Annotated in this window: 17 protein-coding genes; 8 read left to right on the top strand and 9 right to left on the bottom strand. The window is 37.7% G+C overall.

Going from position 1 to position 18,055, the window contains the following annotated elements; genetic code table 11:
• Nucleotides 1-11 precede the first annotated feature (11 nt).
• Both F985_RS17300 and F985_RS17295 read right to left on the bottom strand, forming a co-directional pair.
• Nucleotides 12-1,019 carry a hypothetical protein gene (locus tag F985_RS17300; protein WP_004703123.1) on the bottom strand — a complete coding sequence of 336 codons (1,008 nt, stop codon included), beginning with the start codon at nt 1,017-1,019 and terminating at the stop codon, nt 12-14.
• Between the two features lie 26 nt (nt 1,020-1,045).
• Entirely contained in the window at nt 1,046-2,074 is a 1,029-nt protein-coding gene (locus F985_RS17295; RefSeq protein WP_004703122.1) for an alpha/beta fold hydrolase, read from the bottom strand.
• Nucleotides 2,075-2,358: 284 nt separating this feature from the next.
• Between F985_RS17295 and F985_RS17290 the strand changes: the two genes are divergently transcribed.
• A complete protein-coding gene (locus tag F985_RS17290; protein WP_004703121.1) occupies nt 2,359-2,973 on the top strand; it encodes a carbonic anhydrase in 615 nt (204 codons plus the stop codon).
• A gap of 32 nt (nt 2,974-3,005) precedes the next feature.
• Here F985_RS17290 and F985_RS17285 read toward each other — a convergent pair whose 3' ends face one another.
• Nucleotides 3,006-3,629 carry an arylesterase gene (locus tag F985_RS17285; protein WP_031944531.1) on the bottom strand — a complete coding sequence of 208 codons (624 nt, stop codon included), beginning with the start codon at nt 3,627-3,629 and terminating at the stop codon, nt 3,006-3,008.
• A 44-nt stretch (nt 3,630-3,673) separates the two neighbouring features.
• Between F985_RS17285 and F985_RS17280 the strand changes: the two genes are divergently transcribed.
• Together F985_RS17280 and F985_RS17275 are read left to right on the top strand one after the other, a co-directional pair.
• Entirely contained in the window at nt 3,674-4,366 is a 693-nt protein-coding gene (locus tag F985_RS17280) for an ABC transporter ATP-binding protein (RefSeq protein ID WP_004703117.1), read from the top strand.
• 3 nt (nt 4,367-4,369) lie between these two features.
• A complete protein-coding gene (locus F985_RS17275; protein WP_004703114.1) occupies nt 4,370-6,829 on the top strand; it encodes an ABC transporter permease in 2,460 nt (819 codons plus the stop codon).
• Between the two features lies 1 nt (nt 6,830).
• On the opposite strand, the gene F985_RS17270 is transcribed toward F985_RS17275, so the two are convergent.
• On the bottom strand, nt 6,831-7,640 hold the full coding sequence (locus F985_RS17270; protein WP_004703112.1) for a rhomboid family intramembrane serine protease: 810 nt from the start codon (nt 7,638-7,640) through the stop codon (nt 6,831-6,833).
• Between the two features lie 76 nt (nt 7,641-7,716).
• Here F985_RS17270 and mtgA point away from each other — a divergent pair, with 76 nt between their 5' ends.
• From mtgA to F985_RS17255, 3 genes are all read left to right on the top strand, one after another.
• The gene (mtgA, locus tag F985_RS17265; protein WP_004703111.1) at nt 7,717-8,394 is read left to right on the top strand and encodes a monofunctional biosynthetic peptidoglycan transglycosylase; all 678 of its coding nucleotides are present in this window, start codon (nt 7,717-7,719) and stop codon (nt 8,392-8,394) included.
• A gap of 104 nt (nt 8,395-8,498) precedes the next feature.
• Nucleotides 8,499-10,577, top strand: coding sequence for a polyphosphate kinase 1 (gene ppk1, locus F985_RS17260; RefSeq protein WP_004703108.1), 2,079 nt, complete (start codon nt 8,499-8,501; stop codon nt 10,575-10,577).
• A gap of 238 nt (nt 10,578-10,815) precedes the next feature.
• Nucleotides 10,816-11,406, top strand: a complete 591-nt coding sequence (locus F985_RS17255; RefSeq protein WP_025469181.1) for an SPOR domain-containing protein — start codon at nt 10,816-10,818, stop codon at nt 11,404-11,406.
• A gap of 29 nt (nt 11,407-11,435) precedes the next feature.
• On the opposite strand, the gene oxyR is transcribed toward F985_RS17255, so the two are convergent.
• The 4 genes from oxyR to rubA form a co-directional block, all read right to left on the bottom strand.
• Nucleotides 11,436-12,344, bottom strand: coding sequence for a LysR family transcriptional regulator OxyR (gene oxyR, locus F985_RS17250; RefSeq protein ID WP_004703104.1), 909 nt, complete (start codon nt 12,342-12,344; stop codon nt 11,436-11,438).
• A 6-nt stretch (nt 12,345-12,350) separates the two neighbouring features.
• Entirely contained in the window at nt 12,351-13,295 is a 945-nt protein-coding gene (gene estB, locus F985_RS17245) for an esterase EstB (RefSeq protein WP_004703103.1), read from the bottom strand.
• Between the two features lie 52 nt (nt 13,296-13,347).
• Nucleotides 13,348-14,529: a rubredoxin reductase RubB gene (gene rubB, locus F985_RS17240; protein ID WP_004703101.1), complete on the bottom strand. Its 1,182-nt coding sequence runs from the start codon at nt 14,527-14,529 to the stop codon at nt 13,348-13,350.
• A gap of 93 nt (nt 14,530-14,622) precedes the next feature.
• Entirely contained in the window at nt 14,623-14,787 is a 165-nt protein-coding gene (gene rubA / locus F985_RS17235) for a rubredoxin RubA (RefSeq protein WP_000760495.1), read from the bottom strand.
• 442 nt (nt 14,788-15,229) lie between these two features.
• Between rubA and F985_RS17230 the strand changes: the two genes are divergently transcribed.
• Nucleotides 15,230-15,670: an SRPBCC family protein gene (locus F985_RS17230; RefSeq protein ID WP_004703100.1), complete on the top strand. Its 441-nt coding sequence runs from the start codon at nt 15,230-15,232 to the stop codon at nt 15,668-15,670.
• Nucleotides 15,671-15,692: 22 nt separating this feature from the next.
• On the opposite strand, the gene F985_RS17225 is transcribed toward F985_RS17230, so the two are convergent.
• Nucleotides 15,693-16,181 (bottom strand): YqiA/YcfP family alpha/beta fold hydrolase, encoded by a 489-nt coding sequence (locus F985_RS17225; protein ID WP_004703099.1) that lies wholly within the window; start codon nt 16,179-16,181, stop codon nt 15,693-15,695.
• A 255-nt stretch (nt 16,182-16,436) separates the two neighbouring features.
• On the opposite strand from F985_RS17225, the gene lysS reads away from it, so the two are divergent.
• Nucleotides 16,437-17,966: a lysine--tRNA ligase gene (lysS, locus tag F985_RS17220; RefSeq protein WP_004703097.1), complete on the top strand. Its 1,530-nt coding sequence runs from the start codon at nt 16,437-16,439 to the stop codon at nt 17,964-17,966.
• Nucleotides 17,967-18,055 lie beyond the last annotated feature (89 nt).

The following is an 18,055-nucleotide window of genomic DNA, read 5'->3' as shown; positions in this document are numbered from 1 at the left end:
ACAAAGGCGCTTTAAGCGCCTTTGTTATTTATAATATTTAATGCTTTTTCAGAATAATAAAATTTCTCTAAATACACGCGAGCACGACGTCTTAAATGTCCAGTTGTAACTAATTGCTGTAATACAGGCACAAGCAACTGAGTCAGTTCATGTTGTATCAAACTTTCATTAATATTGAGATCACGCAGTAGCAAGTCAAAATTACGTTCCTGATTTCGAACATACCACGTGTAAATACCATCATGGACTTGTTGTTTCAGGTAATCAGTTCGACGAATGTGATCCCAAATCTCGTGTCCTAAACCTACAGTTTTTGATAAATCTTGAACTTCTACATAGTTTTTCAAAACAGAAAGTGGCATCGTTTTAACTTTATGCCAAACATTTGCTTGAAAATGATAGAGCTTTTCATTGTCAAAATGTTGATTTAAAACGCGCTCACTCATTTGGCTCAGTTTTAAAATATTCTTTTGCAAATAATGATTAATCGTGTCGTCTAGATTTGAATCAGTCACTGTTTCTAGAACAGATTTCCCCATTTTCATAAAACGGCCTACACCCGGCACACGTTTTGACATTGATTCATCTAAGTAATCATGCATTGTTTGTTGAATCAACTGAGTCAAGAGTGCTGAAAATGCAGGATTATTCACAATCATTTTAATGATTTTTTTACGATGCTCTTCTTTACTTGCAACGTATTGCGCAATTCCATCAATTGTTAAAACAGGAATAACATCTTCAATTGTTGTATTTTCATTGGCTGGATGAATAAGTGCAAAGCGAATATGTTCTGCAATTTGTTCAAGCAGAAAATCAGAAGCAGGAGTTTCTAAAATCTGTTTTTGAATCAGTTGCTGGATTTGTTCAAAGGTCCAGAGGTGTTGTAGTTGCCGACTACCCAACCAATGATAAAATTGCTCAAATTCTTGTTGAATGATTTGGGGCTGAGCAAATTCCTCATCTAAAAAATCAAGATGAGCTTCAATGAGTTTTTCTATAAGCGGTTGGGTAGACATAAGGTCTCACAAGTCCGAAGTTTTATTTAAGGTGTAGTCGTTTTTAAAGACTGATTTGTTTCTATTTTAAGTAAAAACGGTACATATTGTTGAATAACCAGCTGCTCGGCTTCCAATATTGGCATATGGCCGACATTCTCTAAAATAACCGGAGGCTGGGCATTCTTTAAAAGTCGTTTTAGTTCACTTGCTACTTCTACGTTAATAATCTTATCTTGCTTGCCCCATAAAATCAGTGTCGGTGCATCGATTGTCTTGGTGAGTACTGCAAATGAATCTGGCGTGTAGACTTTATTGAGTGCAATCAGTTGATCAACCAGTTTTTGTGTTTGAGGCGCCTGATTAATCATGAGCTTTTCTTGAGCTTGAAGGAACTCTTTAGGAATAAATGGAGGATTAAACATGGTTTGCTTTAACAAATAGTTAAAGTCACCTTTTTTAGATACTAAAAGTTGTTTTAAGTAGGCTGGATCTTTTAGGTAAATTGTGTTGGCAGAACGGAAAATACCGCCGCTATCAACTAAAAATAGACTCTTAGTTTCAAATGGATATTGTCCAGCATAGAGTAGGGCAATTGAGCCACCAAGCGAGTGCCCCGCAATATGAATAGGTCCCTTCAAATTTTCAGCTTCAACAAATCGACGTAATTTTTCAGCTAAGTTGGGAACAGAATAATCGAAATCTTGAGCAACGATTGTTTCGCCACTACCAGGTAAATCAGGAATAATGACATGATAATTTGTAGTTAAGTAATGTGCTACTCGGTTCCAGTTATCTCGACTACCACCTAAGCCATGAATGAGCAGTAAAGTTGGCTTCGTGCTAGAACCACCTTCACTATATGACCAAGTGATATCACCAACTTTTAATTTTTTGCTTTGCAGTCCAGCCCAGCTACGTTCTTGCTGTAATACGGTCTGAAAGTTGATATCAATATTATCGGCTGCCTGTGCTTGAGAAATACTCATCACTGAAAATAAGCTACAAGAAGCTATAGTCAATACAGTAGCAGTTTTTTTCATGGAGGCTTTAATTGATGCAGACAGCCTAGTCATAGTTTTCATCCTTGAAGCTTAAACGAGTTTGAAAAATTATTGAAAAACTTTGCCAATGAGTCATTTGCCAAACGTTTGGAATGAAGAAAATTATAGTCAATCTAGGAACTAAAGTATGTCTATTTTTTCACTAAACAGTAGGGAATTGAGCAGTAATAGCTGATTAAAATCGATTAGGCATTTTTAAATTTTTTCATAACAAAGGATTTATTTTTTGTCAGTGACATTCAAATTTTGACACATTAAAATAATTTCTAACCTTGAAAAAACAATGGAAATATAAAATGCCTACTGCGCAAGAAGTTTTAGATCGTCTGAAAGCTGGTAATCAACGATTTGTAAATGGAAATACTTCCCTTGCAAAAACCTTATCGCACCATGAACGTGCTGAAATGGCAAAGGACCAAAATCCATTTGCGATTGTATTAGGTTGTTCAGATTCTCGTGTACCAGCAGAAATGGTATTTGATCAAGGTCTTGGTGACTTATTCGTAATCCGTGTTGCTGGTAATGTTGTTGCGCCTTCACAAGTTGGTAGTGTTGAGTTTGCGGCAGAACGTTATGATTGTCCGGTTGTAGTTGTATTAGGACATAGTCATTGCGGTGCGATTCAAGCGACTATTGATACGTTGATGAACCCTGATCATCCGCCATCATCTAACTTAATGTCGATTGTGAACCGTGTTCGTCCATCAGTTGAAATTTTAATGCAAACTGATCTGAAAAATGATTTGAAAAAACTTTCATGTCATGCAGTACGTTCAAACGTTTTTGCTTCGGTCAATCAATTACGTCATGGTTCTGCTGTATTAGAGAGCCTAATCGCAAAAGGCGAGTTGATTGTTGTTGGTGCTGAATATTCGTTAGAAACTGGTGAAGTTACTTTTTTTGACTTCTGAGCAGATTGAAAAAATTTAAAACTAAAAGGTGCCTATAGGGCACCTTTTATGTATGGATAAGCCAAATTAAGTAATTTTGTTTGTGCTTGAGCATTTGGATGAATCAAGTCATTTTGCATTAGTTGTTTTTGACCAGCGACGCCATCAAGGAAAAACGGTAGCAGTTTCACCTGATATTTTTGACTTACAGTTTTATAGTTATTCTCGAATGCTTTGCTATAAGCAGTTCCATAATTTGGCGGAATTTTCATACCAAAAAGAATAACCTGCGCTTTTTGTTTTTGGCTTAATTGAACAAGCTGAGATAGATTTTGTTGAATCATTTGTGGGGGTTGCCCACGTAAACCATCATTTCCGCCTAACTCAATAACAACAACCTCTGGTTTATAAGTTTGTAAAAGTTTAGGTAATCTCGCTAAAGCGCCACTTGTAGTTTCACCACTCATGCTTGCATTGACCACCTTATGTTGTTTGGGATACTGTTGGTCTAAGCGTTTTTGTAGTAATTGTACCCAACCTTGTTTAGGGTCTATTCCATAACCGGCACTAATACTATCTCCTAAAATTAAAATAGTCTTTGCCGAGACCAACATGGGCAACATGCTCAATGAGATGAGTAAGAGGCTTTTAGAACCGAACAAATAAGATTTATACATTTGTGTTTCAACTCGAATACTAAACATATAGGACTGTCCACATCATGCCACAACCTATTATTGCTGCCCATAAAGTTACACAAACTATTCAGATTAACCAAAATCAGTTTACGATTTTAAAAAACATTGATTTAGAGATTTATGAAGGGGAGCAGGTAGCCATTACAGGACGTTCTGGCTCAGGTAAATCGACTTTGTTGGGCATTTTAGCGACTTTAGACCAACCGTCGGAAGGAGAGGTGTGGTTATGTGGACAGGCTGTTCATGAGTTGACAGAAGAACAACGCGCTCAGATTAGAATGCAACATATTGGTTTTGTATTTCAGTCTTTCCAACTTTTACCGCAACTAAGTGCGCTTGAAAACGTGATGTTACCGCTTCGGTTGCGTAAAGACTTTGATTATAAAATTGCTGAGCAAAAAGCCTTAAACTGGTTGCATAGAGTAGGGTTGAGTCGACAAGCCGAACAAACGCCTAAAGTCTTATCTGGAGGTGAGCAGCAGCGTGTAGCAATTGCTCGGGCTCTGATTGCCGAACCACAAATTATTTTTGCCGATGAGCCAACTGGGAACTTAGATGGGCAAACAGCTCAAGAAGTTGAAGGCCTCCTTTTTGATTTAAATAAAGAGCTCGGCACTACACTTATTTTGGTTACACATGACCGCGATTTAGCTGGGCTTTGCCAGCGTCATGTTGAACTAGATGATGGTTGTTTGAAGACAGTACAGGGTGGTTAGACTATGCGTAATCTACTTAAACCACTTTTACTACAAAGCTTTCGCACTGGTGGGTTATATTTACTCATTATTGCGCTTTCACTTGCCATTAGTGCAACAACAGCTCTCAAGTTCAGTAATGATCAGGTTAAAAATGCGGTAAGCCTACAAGCGTCACAAATGTTAGCAGCCGATTTAGTTCTGTCGAATAACGAACCTCTAGACACTAAATGGCAGAAAAAAGCAGAGCAGCTTGGTTTAAGGCAGACTCATGTGACCATGTTTAGTTCTATGGCACATACTCAAAATCAGTTTGTCATGGTCAATGTCAAAGCAATAGAGCCGGCGTTTCCATTAAGAGGACAGCTTGAGATTGCACCTAGTGCACAGAGTATTCAACCCGGCCAATTGTGGTTAAGTCAAAGAGCAGCCGATTTACTTAAAGTTAAACTAGGCGATACGGTTTCTATTGCAGATGCCGAATTTCGTTTTAGTGGTGTCATTGTACGTGATTCGAATCAGGAACTCGGCTTTTCAGGTTTTTCGCCTACCGTTATTATTCATCAAGCCGATATAGCTAAAACGCATGCAATTCAAACTGGCAGTAGAATCGATTATAGACTGTTAATGTCTGGTCAACCTGATCAGGTACAAAACTTTAGCAAGCAATTTAAACAGCAACATAAACCCGTAAATGATCAGGAAGAAAACGCAGGTTTACGTTTACGCGATGCCAGTGAGTCAAATAGTAGATTATTACGCCCACTAGAAAACCTTGATACTTTCTTACAACTTGCCAATATTTTAACGATTTTATTGTGTGGCATTGCGATTGCTTTAACGAGTCAACGTTATGTTCACCAAAACCAAGACCATATTGCTTTAATGCGTTGTTTGGGTGCCAGTAAGTTCCAAATTTTATGGGCATATATCGGGCTACTTTACTTAGTCAGTACAATTTCGATTGTGATCGGTAGCATATTAGGAATAATGATGGGCTATGGATTGCTTGAGCTTATGTTGCAACTCATTCCACAACTAGAGTTAAGTTTCTCGGTAGTCGGCTTTTTAATCGGTCCCTTACCAATTGCCATTTTTACGAGTGTAATTGTGCTACTTGGATTTATTTTGCCAAGTATCTGGGAGTTGTTAAATACACCTCCAATTCGAGTTATTCGAGAGCAAGCAAAATCTCGAAAATCACTATTTTTTATGTTCTTTGCGGGTATTACCAGTCTTGTTATTTTTAGCTTAGTTTTAAGTGAAAACTTGATGCTCAGTATTATGGTGCTAGCTGCAATTATCGTTCTGTGTGTTTTGTTATACACCGCTGTTTGGGTTTTGCTTCGAAGCTTAAAGAAGATGAAAACCCGTTTATCTTTTTATATTCGTTCACCATCGCAAAGTGCCTTACAAATTACAGCACTGGCTTTGGGTTTAAGCCTTATTACCGTGCTAAGCGTACTCAGGACAGATTTATTAGAGCGTTGGCAACAGCAGTTACCAGAAGGCACACCAAACCAGTTTGTTTATGGCCTACCACCATTTGATTTAAAAGCTTTTGAGCAACAATTAAAACAAAATGGTTGGCAAAGTACGCCTCTGTATCCAAATATTCGTGGACGATTACTTGCCAAGAATGATGTTCCTTTTTCTGAAGATGCAATCAAGCAAAATAATTCTTTACGCCGTGAATTAAATTTAACTCAGTCAAACATTTTGCCAAATGATAATGTCATTACAAAAGGACAAGCCACTTTTAATGGCGTAGGACAAGTTTCAGTCGAGGCAAAAACTGCTGAAAGTTTAGGTATTCAGATTGGGGATAAGCTGACTTTTAGCATGCCAGACGGTACTTTGCAGGCAAAAGTTGTGAATTTTAGAAGTGTTGAATGGGAAAGTTTTAGTCCAAATTTCTTCTTTATTTTTTCGTCCAAAACTTTAGATGAAAATGCGGGTAGCTACTTGGGTAGCTTTTATGTGCCTAAACAAGATCAGCCTAAAATGATTAATATTATTCAGCAATTTTCAAATACAGTTTTTATTGATGTTGACCGTATTTTGGATGAAGTAAAGCGTTTAATGAATGTATTAGTCAAAATCGTGACTGTACTTGCGGCTTTAGTTGGCTTTTCTGGAATACTCGTTTTAATTGCTTGTCTAAACCTGTTAATGGATGAGCGCCGTCGAGAGGTTGCTTTATTACGTTCATTTGGTTTGTCTAAAAATAAAATGAAGCAAATGCTGAGTTTAGAAATTGGATTTTTAGGGCTATTAGCAGGCATTGTTGCCTGCTGTTTTGCCGAAGTAATTAGTGCGATAGCAAGTTATAAAATGAATATGGCTATACAGTGGCATATTGAAATATGGTTGATTTTACCACTTGCTATGATGTTGCTTTGTGCTCTCATTGGTCGATATCGACTTGGTTATCTTTGTAATTTACCGCCACTACAAAGTTTGCGAGAGCTGAACCAGATTTAAGTTAAGGCAGTATTTCTGGGTTCTGAATTAAAATTTCATGCCAAAGTGGAAGTAATGGTGAGTTCAGTTGATTACAGTAAATATAGAAGCCGACTGTTAATAAGAGTCCTCCCATTAAACCCAAAAATTTTAAGGTCGTACTAAGTTTAGTACGGTAACTTAAATACCAAATCAGCGCGAGTAATGCACCCATAATCATACCGCCGACATGTGCAGCATTATTGATACCTGTGGCAACCAGACCGAATATAAGGTTAATCGCCATAATCATTAATAATGCTTTTTTATCGAGTATATAGGCTTGATGAGGTAGAGGAGGAAATAATGAAAGGACAGTTAAAGCCGCACCTAATCCCATCACAGCACCAGAGGCTCCGGCACTTACATGAGGGAGCAAGCTTTGGTCAAAATGTTGTAGTAATTCATGTCCATTTTGAATATTGATATAACTACTTAAAAGGCTACCAAACAGGCCAGCAAGCAAATATAGGCCGATAAAATATAAACGACCAAATAAAGCTTCAGCGACATTACCGAAAATATATAGGGCCCACATGTTAAGCATAAGGTGAATGATACCAAAGTGAAAAAACATGCTGGTAAATAAACGTTCGGGCTGTCCAGAAAAAGTAAGTGGTGTAAAATCTGCACCCCAGTGAAGAGCATCTTTTATGGCTGGGTCGCTAATGTCGACTCCAGATATAATTTGCCAGATGAACAAACCTACATTGATTGAGATCAGTAGGGCCGTCAGCCACCATGCTTGTACATTGAGTTTACGATTAATGTGCGGAGGCTGAGATTGAGTCATGCTATGCTTTTGTTATATATGAACATGCTTTACAGCTTAACATGAAAAAAGTTGAATACAGGAGATTGGGACGAACATGAAAGCTTTTATTGTTCGCGTGTTGTTAATTTTTATTGGTGCAATTCTCCTAATTCAGCTTTGGATTTTCTCAAGTTTAGTTTGGTGGCGTACTCATGAAGTTGATACTACCATGTTCATGCGAATTGATTATTGGTCAGATACATCTCGGCCGATCATTCATGAATGGCTCGACTATGATGATATAAGCGATAATTTCAAACATGCAATTTTAGCCGGTGAAGATGCAAAGTTTATCCACCATCATGGCTTTGACTGGGATGGTATTCGTTTTGCGCTAGAGCGTAATAACGAAGAGGGCGAAGTGGTTGCTGGTGGTTCCACTGTGTCTCAACAACTTGCAAAGAACTTGTTCTTATACAATAAGCGATCATTTATTCGCAAAGGCCAAGAAACAGTAGCGACATGGATGATGGAGCGTATGTGGTCAAAACGTCGAATTCTTGAGGTCTATATGAACTCTGTTGAATTTGGCAAACATTTATATGGTGTTGAAGCTGCTGCCCAATATTATTATGGTAAAAGTGCTAAAAACCTAACACGCGAACAAGCTGCTTTTTTAGCCGCATTATTACCAGATCCAAAATATTATCAAGATCACCGTAATGATCATAAACTACAATATCGAAAACGCGTTATTTTACGTTATATGAATAGCACCCAGATTCCTGAATAACTCTGTCTTAAAGATGTGTTATTTTTTTAGTTTTTATCAAATTGACATAATTTTGCAGCATACTATTTTGCAGAGATTTTGGTTGGAAAGAGATTAAGTTAGACATGAATACAGCGATTACAGCAACGACCCCAACAGAATATAGTTATAACGACCGTTATATTAATCGTGAATTGTCTATTCTTGACTTTCATTTACGCGTATTGGAACAGGCAGTCGACCCGCTACATCCATTACTTGAACGAATGAATTTCTTGCTTATTTTTTCACGTAATTTAGATGAGTTTTTTGAAATTCGTGTAGCTGGTGTCATGGAGCAATATGCTCTAGGCAATGAAAGTCGAAGTCCAGATGGTTTAACACCTAGACAAGTCTTACAAAAAATCTCTGAGACTGCTCATGCTGCAATTGAACGTCAATATCGTATTTTAAATGAAGAAATCTTGCCTAAACTCCGTGAAGAAGATATTTGCTTCTTACGTCGTGGGGAGTTAACACCAGCTCAATCAGCTTGGGTAAAAAAATATTTTCAGGAACAAGTTGCACCTGTTTTAACACCAATTAGTCTAGATCCAGCTCATCCATTCCCGCGTTTAGTCAATAAAAGCTTGAACTTTATTGTGACCTTAGAAGGTAAAGATGCGTTTGGTCGTCAAATTGACTTAGCGGTTGTACCAGCACCACGCTCATTACCTCGGGTTGTACGATTACCAGATGAGTTGACAGGCGGTAAAGAGCATCATGTCATGCTGTCTGCCATTATTCATGAGCATGTATCAGACTTGTTCCCAGGCATGACTGCAACGGGTTGTTACCAATTCCGTGTAACCCGTAATGCCGATTTGGCGCTCAATGAGGACGTTGAAGATTTAGCTAAAGCTTTAAAAGGTGAGTTAAGTTCACGCCGATTTGGTCGTGCAGTTCGCTTAGAAGTGACTCATAACTGTCCACAGCATATTTATGAATATTTATTAGAAGAATTCGATTTAACCAATGAGCAACTATACAAAGTTGATGGTCCTGTAAACTTGGCTCGTCTGGTTTCAAACTTTAAACGTCCTCATTTGCGTTATGACTCACATACACCGGTCGTACCAAAAGTATTTAAAAAAACTGAGAGTATTTTCTCGGCTATGCAAAAGCAGGATATTTTGCTTCATCACCCATTTGAATCTTTTGCTCCAGTTATTCAGTTACTCCGCGAAGCAGCACGTGATCCACAAGTACTTGCAATTAAACAAACGCTTTACCGTAGTGGTGTTGATTCGGAAATTGTACAAGTCTTGGCCGAAGCTGCACGTAATGGAAAAGAAGTAACGGCAGTTATTGAGTTACGTGCCCGTTTTGATGAAGAATCAAACATTGAAGTGGCAAATGTGCTTCAAGAAGCAGGAGCGGTAGTCGTTTATGGCATTGTGGGTTATAAAACGCATGCCAAAATGATTATGGTAGTACGCCGTGAAAACAATAAATTGGTACGTTATGTTCATTTAGGAACAGGTAACTACCATGCTATGAATGCCCGTATTTATACCGATTATGGTCTTATGACGACTGATAAAGACCTATGTGAAGACGTACACCGTATCTTCCAAGAGTTAACAGGTATGGGCAAAATGGCAAAACTGAAAAAGTTGCTTCATGCACCTTTTACTTTGCATGCTCAGCTCATCAACTTTATTGATGAAGAAATTGCAAATGCAAAGGCTGGTCGTAAAGCCCAAATTATTGTCAAAGTAAATGCTTTAACGGAAGTCCAATTAATCAATAAATTGTATGAAGCTTCTCAAGCAGGGGTGCAGGTAGATCTGATTATTCGTTCGATTTGCTGCTTACGTCCAGGACTACCGAATTTATCCGAAAATATTCGAGTACGTTCAATCGTAGGGCGCTTCCTTGAGCATACGCGTGTTTATTACTTTAGTAATAACGGCGATGCACGTATTTACTGTTCAAGTGCAGACTGGATGGATCGTAACCTATTTAATCGTGTTGAAGCATGTTTCCCAATTGAAGACCCAGCATTGAAGAAACGAATTTATCAACAAGGTCTTCTTAATTATTTGCAAGATAATCAGCAAGCTTGGTTATTACAAGGTGATGGTACTTGGGTTCGTGCCCAACCTGCTGAAGGTGAAAAATTGCATAATGCTCAAAGGGAATTATTAGAAACATTTAAATAAAACTTAATATTAGAAAACCGACTTTATGTCGGTTTTTTTAATTATATGAAATTCAAAGTATTTTAGTCTGAATACTTAAATGGTTGCAGGATATACAATAATAATTTGAATTAACGCAAGATGTTTAAAAAATATGTGATTCTTTGCATAAAACTTTGAATATTAAAAATATACAAATCACGAGAAATCTACTTTAATACGCCGCATTAAATATACTTAACTTTGGTAAGTGAATAATATGCAATGCTTTATTAAAAGTTTATTTATTAGAATATTTTTAGGGGTAATGCCAGTGACTGCTTATGCAGATCAAAAGTGCTATGGAGATATTATTGTATTTCATAAATATGATGATCAAATGATATATCCCTATTTTGTACAGCCGCCTAGGGAAAAAAATAAGAAGAATGAAACACAAAATAAATCTATAAACATTCAAAAAAGAAAAACGACTCAAGATGAGCAGTTAACACAAAAGAAGGCCGAAGAGACTCAATCAAAAAAAATAGAAGAAAAGAAAACTCTTGAGAATAAAAAACAGCTTGATGCAGCAGTGGCTAAAGAAATTTTAGAAAATGGTGAAAAAAAATGGATGGTACAAGTTGCATTAGCACCTAATCAAAATAAAGCAAATATGCTCCAGTCACAATTGCACGCTAAAGGATATAAGGTTGTGACTAGTCCAACCACAAAAGGAATACGGGTCATGATAGACCCAGCTAATGATTATGCGATTGCACAAATCATTCGAGAAAAAATCATTTCAGATGAGAATTTAGATTTGAAATCAGCTTGGGTTTTCAAATGGGCATCTTTAACAGCGCAGTAAAAGAAAAAGGAGTCCGAAGACTCCTTTTTTTATTCATGTAAATTTGTTGTGATTTTCTGCATGATTTGCAGGAGTACATCAAATTCGCTTTGTAGTGGTGTACTTTTACGTGTAACGAGTGCCAGAGTACGACTTGGTGCATCTTCAATTGGTTTTGCAGTAATCTGATCATTAAACTTGATCATACTATTTTCAATTGCGATTTCTGGTAAAAGCGTAAAACCTAAATTAGAAGACACCATCTCAACTAAGGTAGGTAATGAACTTGCTTTTAAACGATTATCGTTTTTACGCTCACCAATTGGACACGCACTTAATACGTGGTCACGTAAGCAATGGCCTTCTTCAAGTAAAATCAGTCGTGACAAATCGAGGTCATCTAGAGAGTTTGCTTGAAGCGCATTTGTATCTTGTTTACTGCAAACGAGATACAAATTTTCTTTTGAAATTTCAGCTACTTTTAGACTTCTTGTGTCAAAAGGTAGTGCAAGAACGATCATGTCCAAATTACCATGCTCTAATCGCTCTACAATTTTCTCGCTTTGAGCTTCATGTAAATGCAACTGAATTTTTGGTAATTGGTGATGCACTTCATCAAGTAACCGTGTCAGGATAAAAGGTGCAATGGTTGGAATAACACCCAAATGAAGATCACCAGTTAATGGTTCACTCATTTCACGGCTTAAACGCATTAAATCCTGAGCATCTGCTAGCAATACACGGGCTCGAGCAACGACTTGCTCACCTAATGGCGTTAAACGCACATTCTGACGGTCACGTTCAACCAGAACGCCACCTAGTAGCCTTTCTAGCTCCATAATGCCGCCCGATAAAGTCGATTGGGTAACAAAAGAGCGACGTGCTGCTTCAGTAAAATGCAAAGTTTCCGACAACGTAACTAAATATGATAGCTGTCTTAGTGAGGGTAATGCAGCCATAGTGTCCTAGTATGATGATTTAAAATGATGCGCAAATAAACCGCTAAGCTGTGGAATAAAATGGGCAGGGATATCATGCCCCATTCCATCAATTAATTCAAACTTAGCACCGGAAATTGCTTTTGCTACAGCCTTACCGTGGCTCGGTGGAAGTAAGCGATCACGAGAGCCATGTAAGACTATTGTGGGTTGCTTAATTTCACGGTCCAGTTGCAGTAAGGAACCTGTACATAATATTGCTAAAAACTGTTGAAGTACACCAGCAGGATAATAGCTACGTTGATAAAGTTTTCGTGCGGTTTGAACGGCTTCAATATGGTTAATATAACCAGGAGAACCAATTAACTGGAATAATTTTAAGCTGTGATTAACAATCCCTTCTTCATCACGTGATTCTGGTTTGCCAATCAAACTTAAAAGCTGTTTAGGAAACGGTGGGGGTAAAAACGGTTGATTGTTACTTGTAAACATCAAACCTAACTTTTCTACTTTTTCTGGATATTTTGCAGCAAGAATTTGGGCAATCATACCGCCCATTGATGCACCGACTACATGAGTCTTACTTACACCTAAACGGTCAAGAAGCATCGATACGTCGTCAGCCATATCATACAATGTATAAGGTGCGCCCTGATTACTTAACCCTAAAGCAAAACGTCCCATCAACTTCATGGTATTTAAACGTTTACCCTGATGACGAACTTTTGAAGAAAGGCCAATATCACGGTTATCAAAACGAATAACACGAAAACCTTGATCAATGAGCGATTTACAGAAAAAGTCCGGCCAAAATAGCATTTGAGCACCTAAGCCCATAATCAGCAAAATGGTCGGGTGTTCTGGTTTTCCACCTACTTCTACATGCAATTCAATACCGTTGCCTAAGTTGACTTTGGTTTCCTGCATAAAAGGAGTGTAGGGTGAAATACTAAATTGTAAGGCGCTATTCATGTTATTCATACCTTAAAGGAATACTCTGTAACGAGTATTCCTAATTTAAACTTTATGCTTGGGCAGGAATAAGATCTGGAACAAGCTTAGTTAAAGTTAAACGTTGCTTGCCTGCTGTCGCACCTAACAATACGAAACCACGTAATGTTCCGTCATTATCAAGTGCTTTGGCAAGCATACCATCGTCGAATTCTTCAGTTTCCCAATTTACATCGACATCAACTGGTGCCGGTAAAACTGTAAGTGGTGCAGCCGGGGTTTTTACCGCAACTGGCATTGCAGGATAATGTACATTTGTCTGTTGGCCGCTTAATGTTTTTGCTAGAGCACGCGCTTGCTGCATAATTGGCATTACATAAGGAAGCAGGGTACCGTTCACTTCTGCACAGTCACCAATCGCATAAATATCTGCTTGATTCGTTTCAAGCAAGCTATTGGTAATTACACCACGGCTGGTTTGAATATTTGCGCTTTGAGCAAGAGAAATATTTGGTTGTAGGCCAATTGCTGAAAGTACGATATCAGCAACTAAAGTTTGACCATTTGCTAATGTAACTGCGTAATCTTCACCGTTATTGATTTTACTTACTTTTTCAACGGTAGTGCCTAATGCAAATTTAACTCCAGCTTCTTCAAGATTTTCTTGGAATGCTGAAGCAATGTGTGACGGTAATAAACGACCCAATGGTTGAGGTGCTAAATCAATTACCGTTACATCATATTCACTATGAAGTAAGTCATTGGCAAATTCACAACCGATTAAACCAGCACCCAAAATTACAACACGTTTATCTTTACGTTGAGCAAGGTTTTCGCGGAAGGTACGATAGTCAATTAGTGAGTTCACTACATGAATGTCATCACTGCCATCTCCTGCAATTGCAAGACGAATCGGGTTGGCACCAATAGCCAAAATTAATTTTGAATAGGGTTGTTGAGAAACAACACCATCTTTTTCCAGAACAAGCTCATGACGCTCAGCTAAAATTTCTTTCACCCATGTAAAAGTTTCAATACGCATATTGAGCTGTGCACTCATTTTTGCGGCATCACCTAACGGAATTTGCTCTGGTGCTTTTTTACCTGCAAAGGCATTAGATAACGTTGGTTTTGCATAGTTCACCGCATCATCCGCACAAATCATCACAAGTTCTTGCTCTGGGTTAAGCTTACGGAACTCACGTGCTAAGGTATAACCCGCCATGCCTGATCCGATAATGACGATTGGATGCATTTTTTTCTCCAGAATTAGAATTGTTCATTTAATACGGTGATTGGTGATATATAAAAAAAGACCATGTAAATCATGGCCTTTTCATTTAAGACATTAGATTTCGATCATTTCAAAGTCAGCTTTTGAAACGCCACAATCAGGGCAAGTCCAATCATCAGGGATATCTTCCCATTTTGTTCCAGCTGCAATGCCGTCTTGTGGCCAACCTTCTGCTTCATCGTAAATCCATCCACAAACGATACATTGATATTTTTTCATGAGACTCTCCGCACTGATAAGTTTGCTCAAAGCTGCCTTTCAGTAAAACTATTCCATCTATTAATAATGTAACTACGATCCGTTCAATAATAACTAATGTAGCTTTGATCGGGTATCAAATTTTTACGCAGTTCTACATTTAAAGTAAAGCACATAAGGGAGTTTAATCATTCGTAAGCAAAGATGAATGGCATATCGAGACAAATAACTGGTTATTTAGGCAAAACTTCAACATAAATACATAATAAATCATATTTTTTTATTCACTTATTAATCTAATAAGGTTTTCAGTGATATGAAGGGTTACAAAAAGAACAAAGCATTTATATAAATAAAGTTCTTAAAAACATAAGCTGATTAATAAATGGACAGATAAATTGATATTTATATAAAGCGATAAAGTTTGTTGAATACTTGAGTAACAGAGATAAGGAAGTTGAGTATGGAAATTCTAGTATATGAAGTAGAGATTAACGCGCCTATAGAAAAAGTATGGAACGTACTCTGGAATAGCGAGACATATAATGCATGGACGAAATTCTTTGCGCCGGATTCTTCAATGCGTACTGACTGGAAAATTGGTGGTAAAACATATTTTCTAGACGGAGAAGGAAATGGAATGGTTTCGACCATTGAAGAAATGAAAAAGCCTGAAGTGCTAATTTTTAAACATTTAGGAATGATTAAAGAGGGTAAGGAAGACTTAGAAAGTGAAGAGGTGAAGGGCTGGAGTGGTTCGCTAGAAAAATATTTTTTAAGCCAAAATGGGAATACTACCACTTTAAAAGTTGAATTGGCCACCTTACCTGAATATATCGGTATGTTAAAAAGTGGCTTTATTCAAGGTTTTGAAGTTGTAAAACATATTGCTGAAGGGAGCTAGTTCATCTTACTCAGTTAGTTGTTTAGGCAAAGTATTTTTTATGAATTTTAGAAATCAGATCATTGAGACGAGAAGGATAAGCAAGACGATGATGGCCTCCGTCATATGTTTCTACTGTCATATAAGGTGAAAGCTTTTCCTGTACTTGATACATATCAAGTTGCTCGTCTCCTAATTCTAAATAAGCCATTTTAGGATGAGAGTGATCAAGATCCTCATCACAAAGGTGAGGGTAATCATTACGAAAACTAGGATTAAGGCTTGGGTTAGCAACAATCACCGCTAATTTATGTTGAGCGGCTGTTTTCAATGCCCAGTAGCCGCCAAGACTATGTCCAACCAATAAGTCAGGTTTAATTGTTTCGATCGCTTGGTGATAAAAATCTTTAACTGAAGAGTAGCTTAGGTTTCGATAATCAACATCAATACAAAATTTTTCAGGATGCAAGATGGCATGGAACTTTGTTGATTCACGAGAAGAATCCAAGCCATGTAAAAATAGAATTTTCATTATTTACTACACAATCTCATGGATAAAATAAAAGGCAAAAAAGCCTTTTAATATCGAGGTCATTTGGATTTTTTTATATTTTACTTAAAGCAAAAAAAAATGATCTTAGCGATTGGTCTAAGTAATTTTCGTCATTGAATACTGATTTAGTGTGAGTGGTTTGACTTTTTTCATTTTTGTTTTGTTGAAATCTTTCGAAAAACTCCCGCAATCTGTTAGGATATAGCACTTAATTTTTACTTAATCGAGGCAGAGATGACGCAACAAAACGCTCAATCGACTTCTGAACCAACTATTTCCGAAAACGATTTAATCGCACAGCGTCATGCCAAATTAAAGCAAATCCAAGATGTTGCAAAGGATACTGGAAAGAGTCCTTGGCCAAATACATTTAAACGTGAACACTACGCTGCCGATTTACAAGAACAATTTAAAGATCAGTCGAAAGAACAAATTGAAAGTGCTGAACATGTCTATGTAAAAGTTGCTGGCCGTGTCATGTTAAACCGTGGTTCTTTCATGGTAATCCAAGATATGACTGGGCGTATCCAGTTATATGTTGACCGTAAAGGTTTACCAAAAGATATTCTTGAGACCATTAAAGGTTTGGACCTAGGCGATATTATTGCTGCTGAAGGTTATATTGGTCGTTCTGGCAAAGGTGACTTATATGTACACCTTGAAAGCTTTGAGCTTCTTACAAAATCGCTTCGTCCGTTACCAGATAAATTTCATGGTTTGAACGATACAGAAGTTAAGTACCGTAAGCGTTACCTCGACTTAATCGTGAATGAAGAAACTCGTAAGACTTTTGAAATTCGTGCCAAAGTTGTTGCAGGTATTCGTGCATTTTTAACAAATGAGCGTTTCATGGAAGTCGAAACGCCAATGATGCATGTAATTCCGGGTGGTGCATCTGCACGTCCGTTTGAAACGCATCACAATGCTTTAGATATGCCGCTATTCTTGCGTATCGCACCTGAGCTTTACTTAAAGCGTTTGGTTGTTGGTGGTTTTGAGCGTGTGTTTGAAATTAACCGTAACTTCCGTAATGAAGGGGTGTCAACACGTCATAACCCTGAATTTACAATGATCGAGTTTTATCAGGCATATGCTGATTATAAAGACTTGATGGCTTTAACTGAAAACATGCTTGAAAAGCTAGCTCTTGATATTTTAGGTACGACTGATGTGCCTTATCAAGGTGAAGTGTTTAGTTTTAAAGGGCCATTCAAGAAAATCTCTATGTTTGATGCCATTTTAGAGAATAACCCTCAGTTCACCCCAGAAAACGTTGGTGATCGTGAGTTCCTTGCAAAATTTGTGCGTGAGGAATTAAAAGAGCAAGTTAAACCTGGTTTTGGTTTAGGTAAACTTCAAACAATCGTATTTGAAGAAACAGTTGAAACTAAACTGCGTCAACCTACCTTTATTACTGAATATCCAGCGGAAACGTCTCCACTTGCTCGTCGTAATGATGATAATCCGCACATTACCGATCGTTTTGAGTTTTTCATCGGCGGACGTGAATTGGCAAATGGCTTTAGCGAGTTAAATGACCCAATTGATCAGGCAGAGCGTTTCCAAGCTCAGGTTGCTGAAAAAGATGCGGGCGATGACGAAGCAATGCATTACGATGCAGAGTTTGTTGAAGCGCTTGAATACGGTTTACCTCCAACAGCTGGTGAAGGTATTGGTATTGACCGTTTGGTTATGCTTTTTGCTGATGCGCCAAGTATTCGTGATGTAATTTTATTCCCGCATATGCGTCGTAAAGAAGGTTAATTTAATCTTCAAAGTACAAAAAGGCAGTTTATACTGCCTTTTTTATTCACTATTTATATATAAAAAACACTAAAGTTATAGAAAACTTA

This window comes from Acinetobacter seifertii, from assembly GCF_000368065.1.
GTDB lineage: Bacteria > Pseudomonadota > Gammaproteobacteria > Pseudomonadales > Moraxellaceae > Acinetobacter > Acinetobacter seifertii.
Note: the sequence above shows the minus strand (reverse complement) of the source record. Positions and strands in the feature narration are given on the sequence as shown.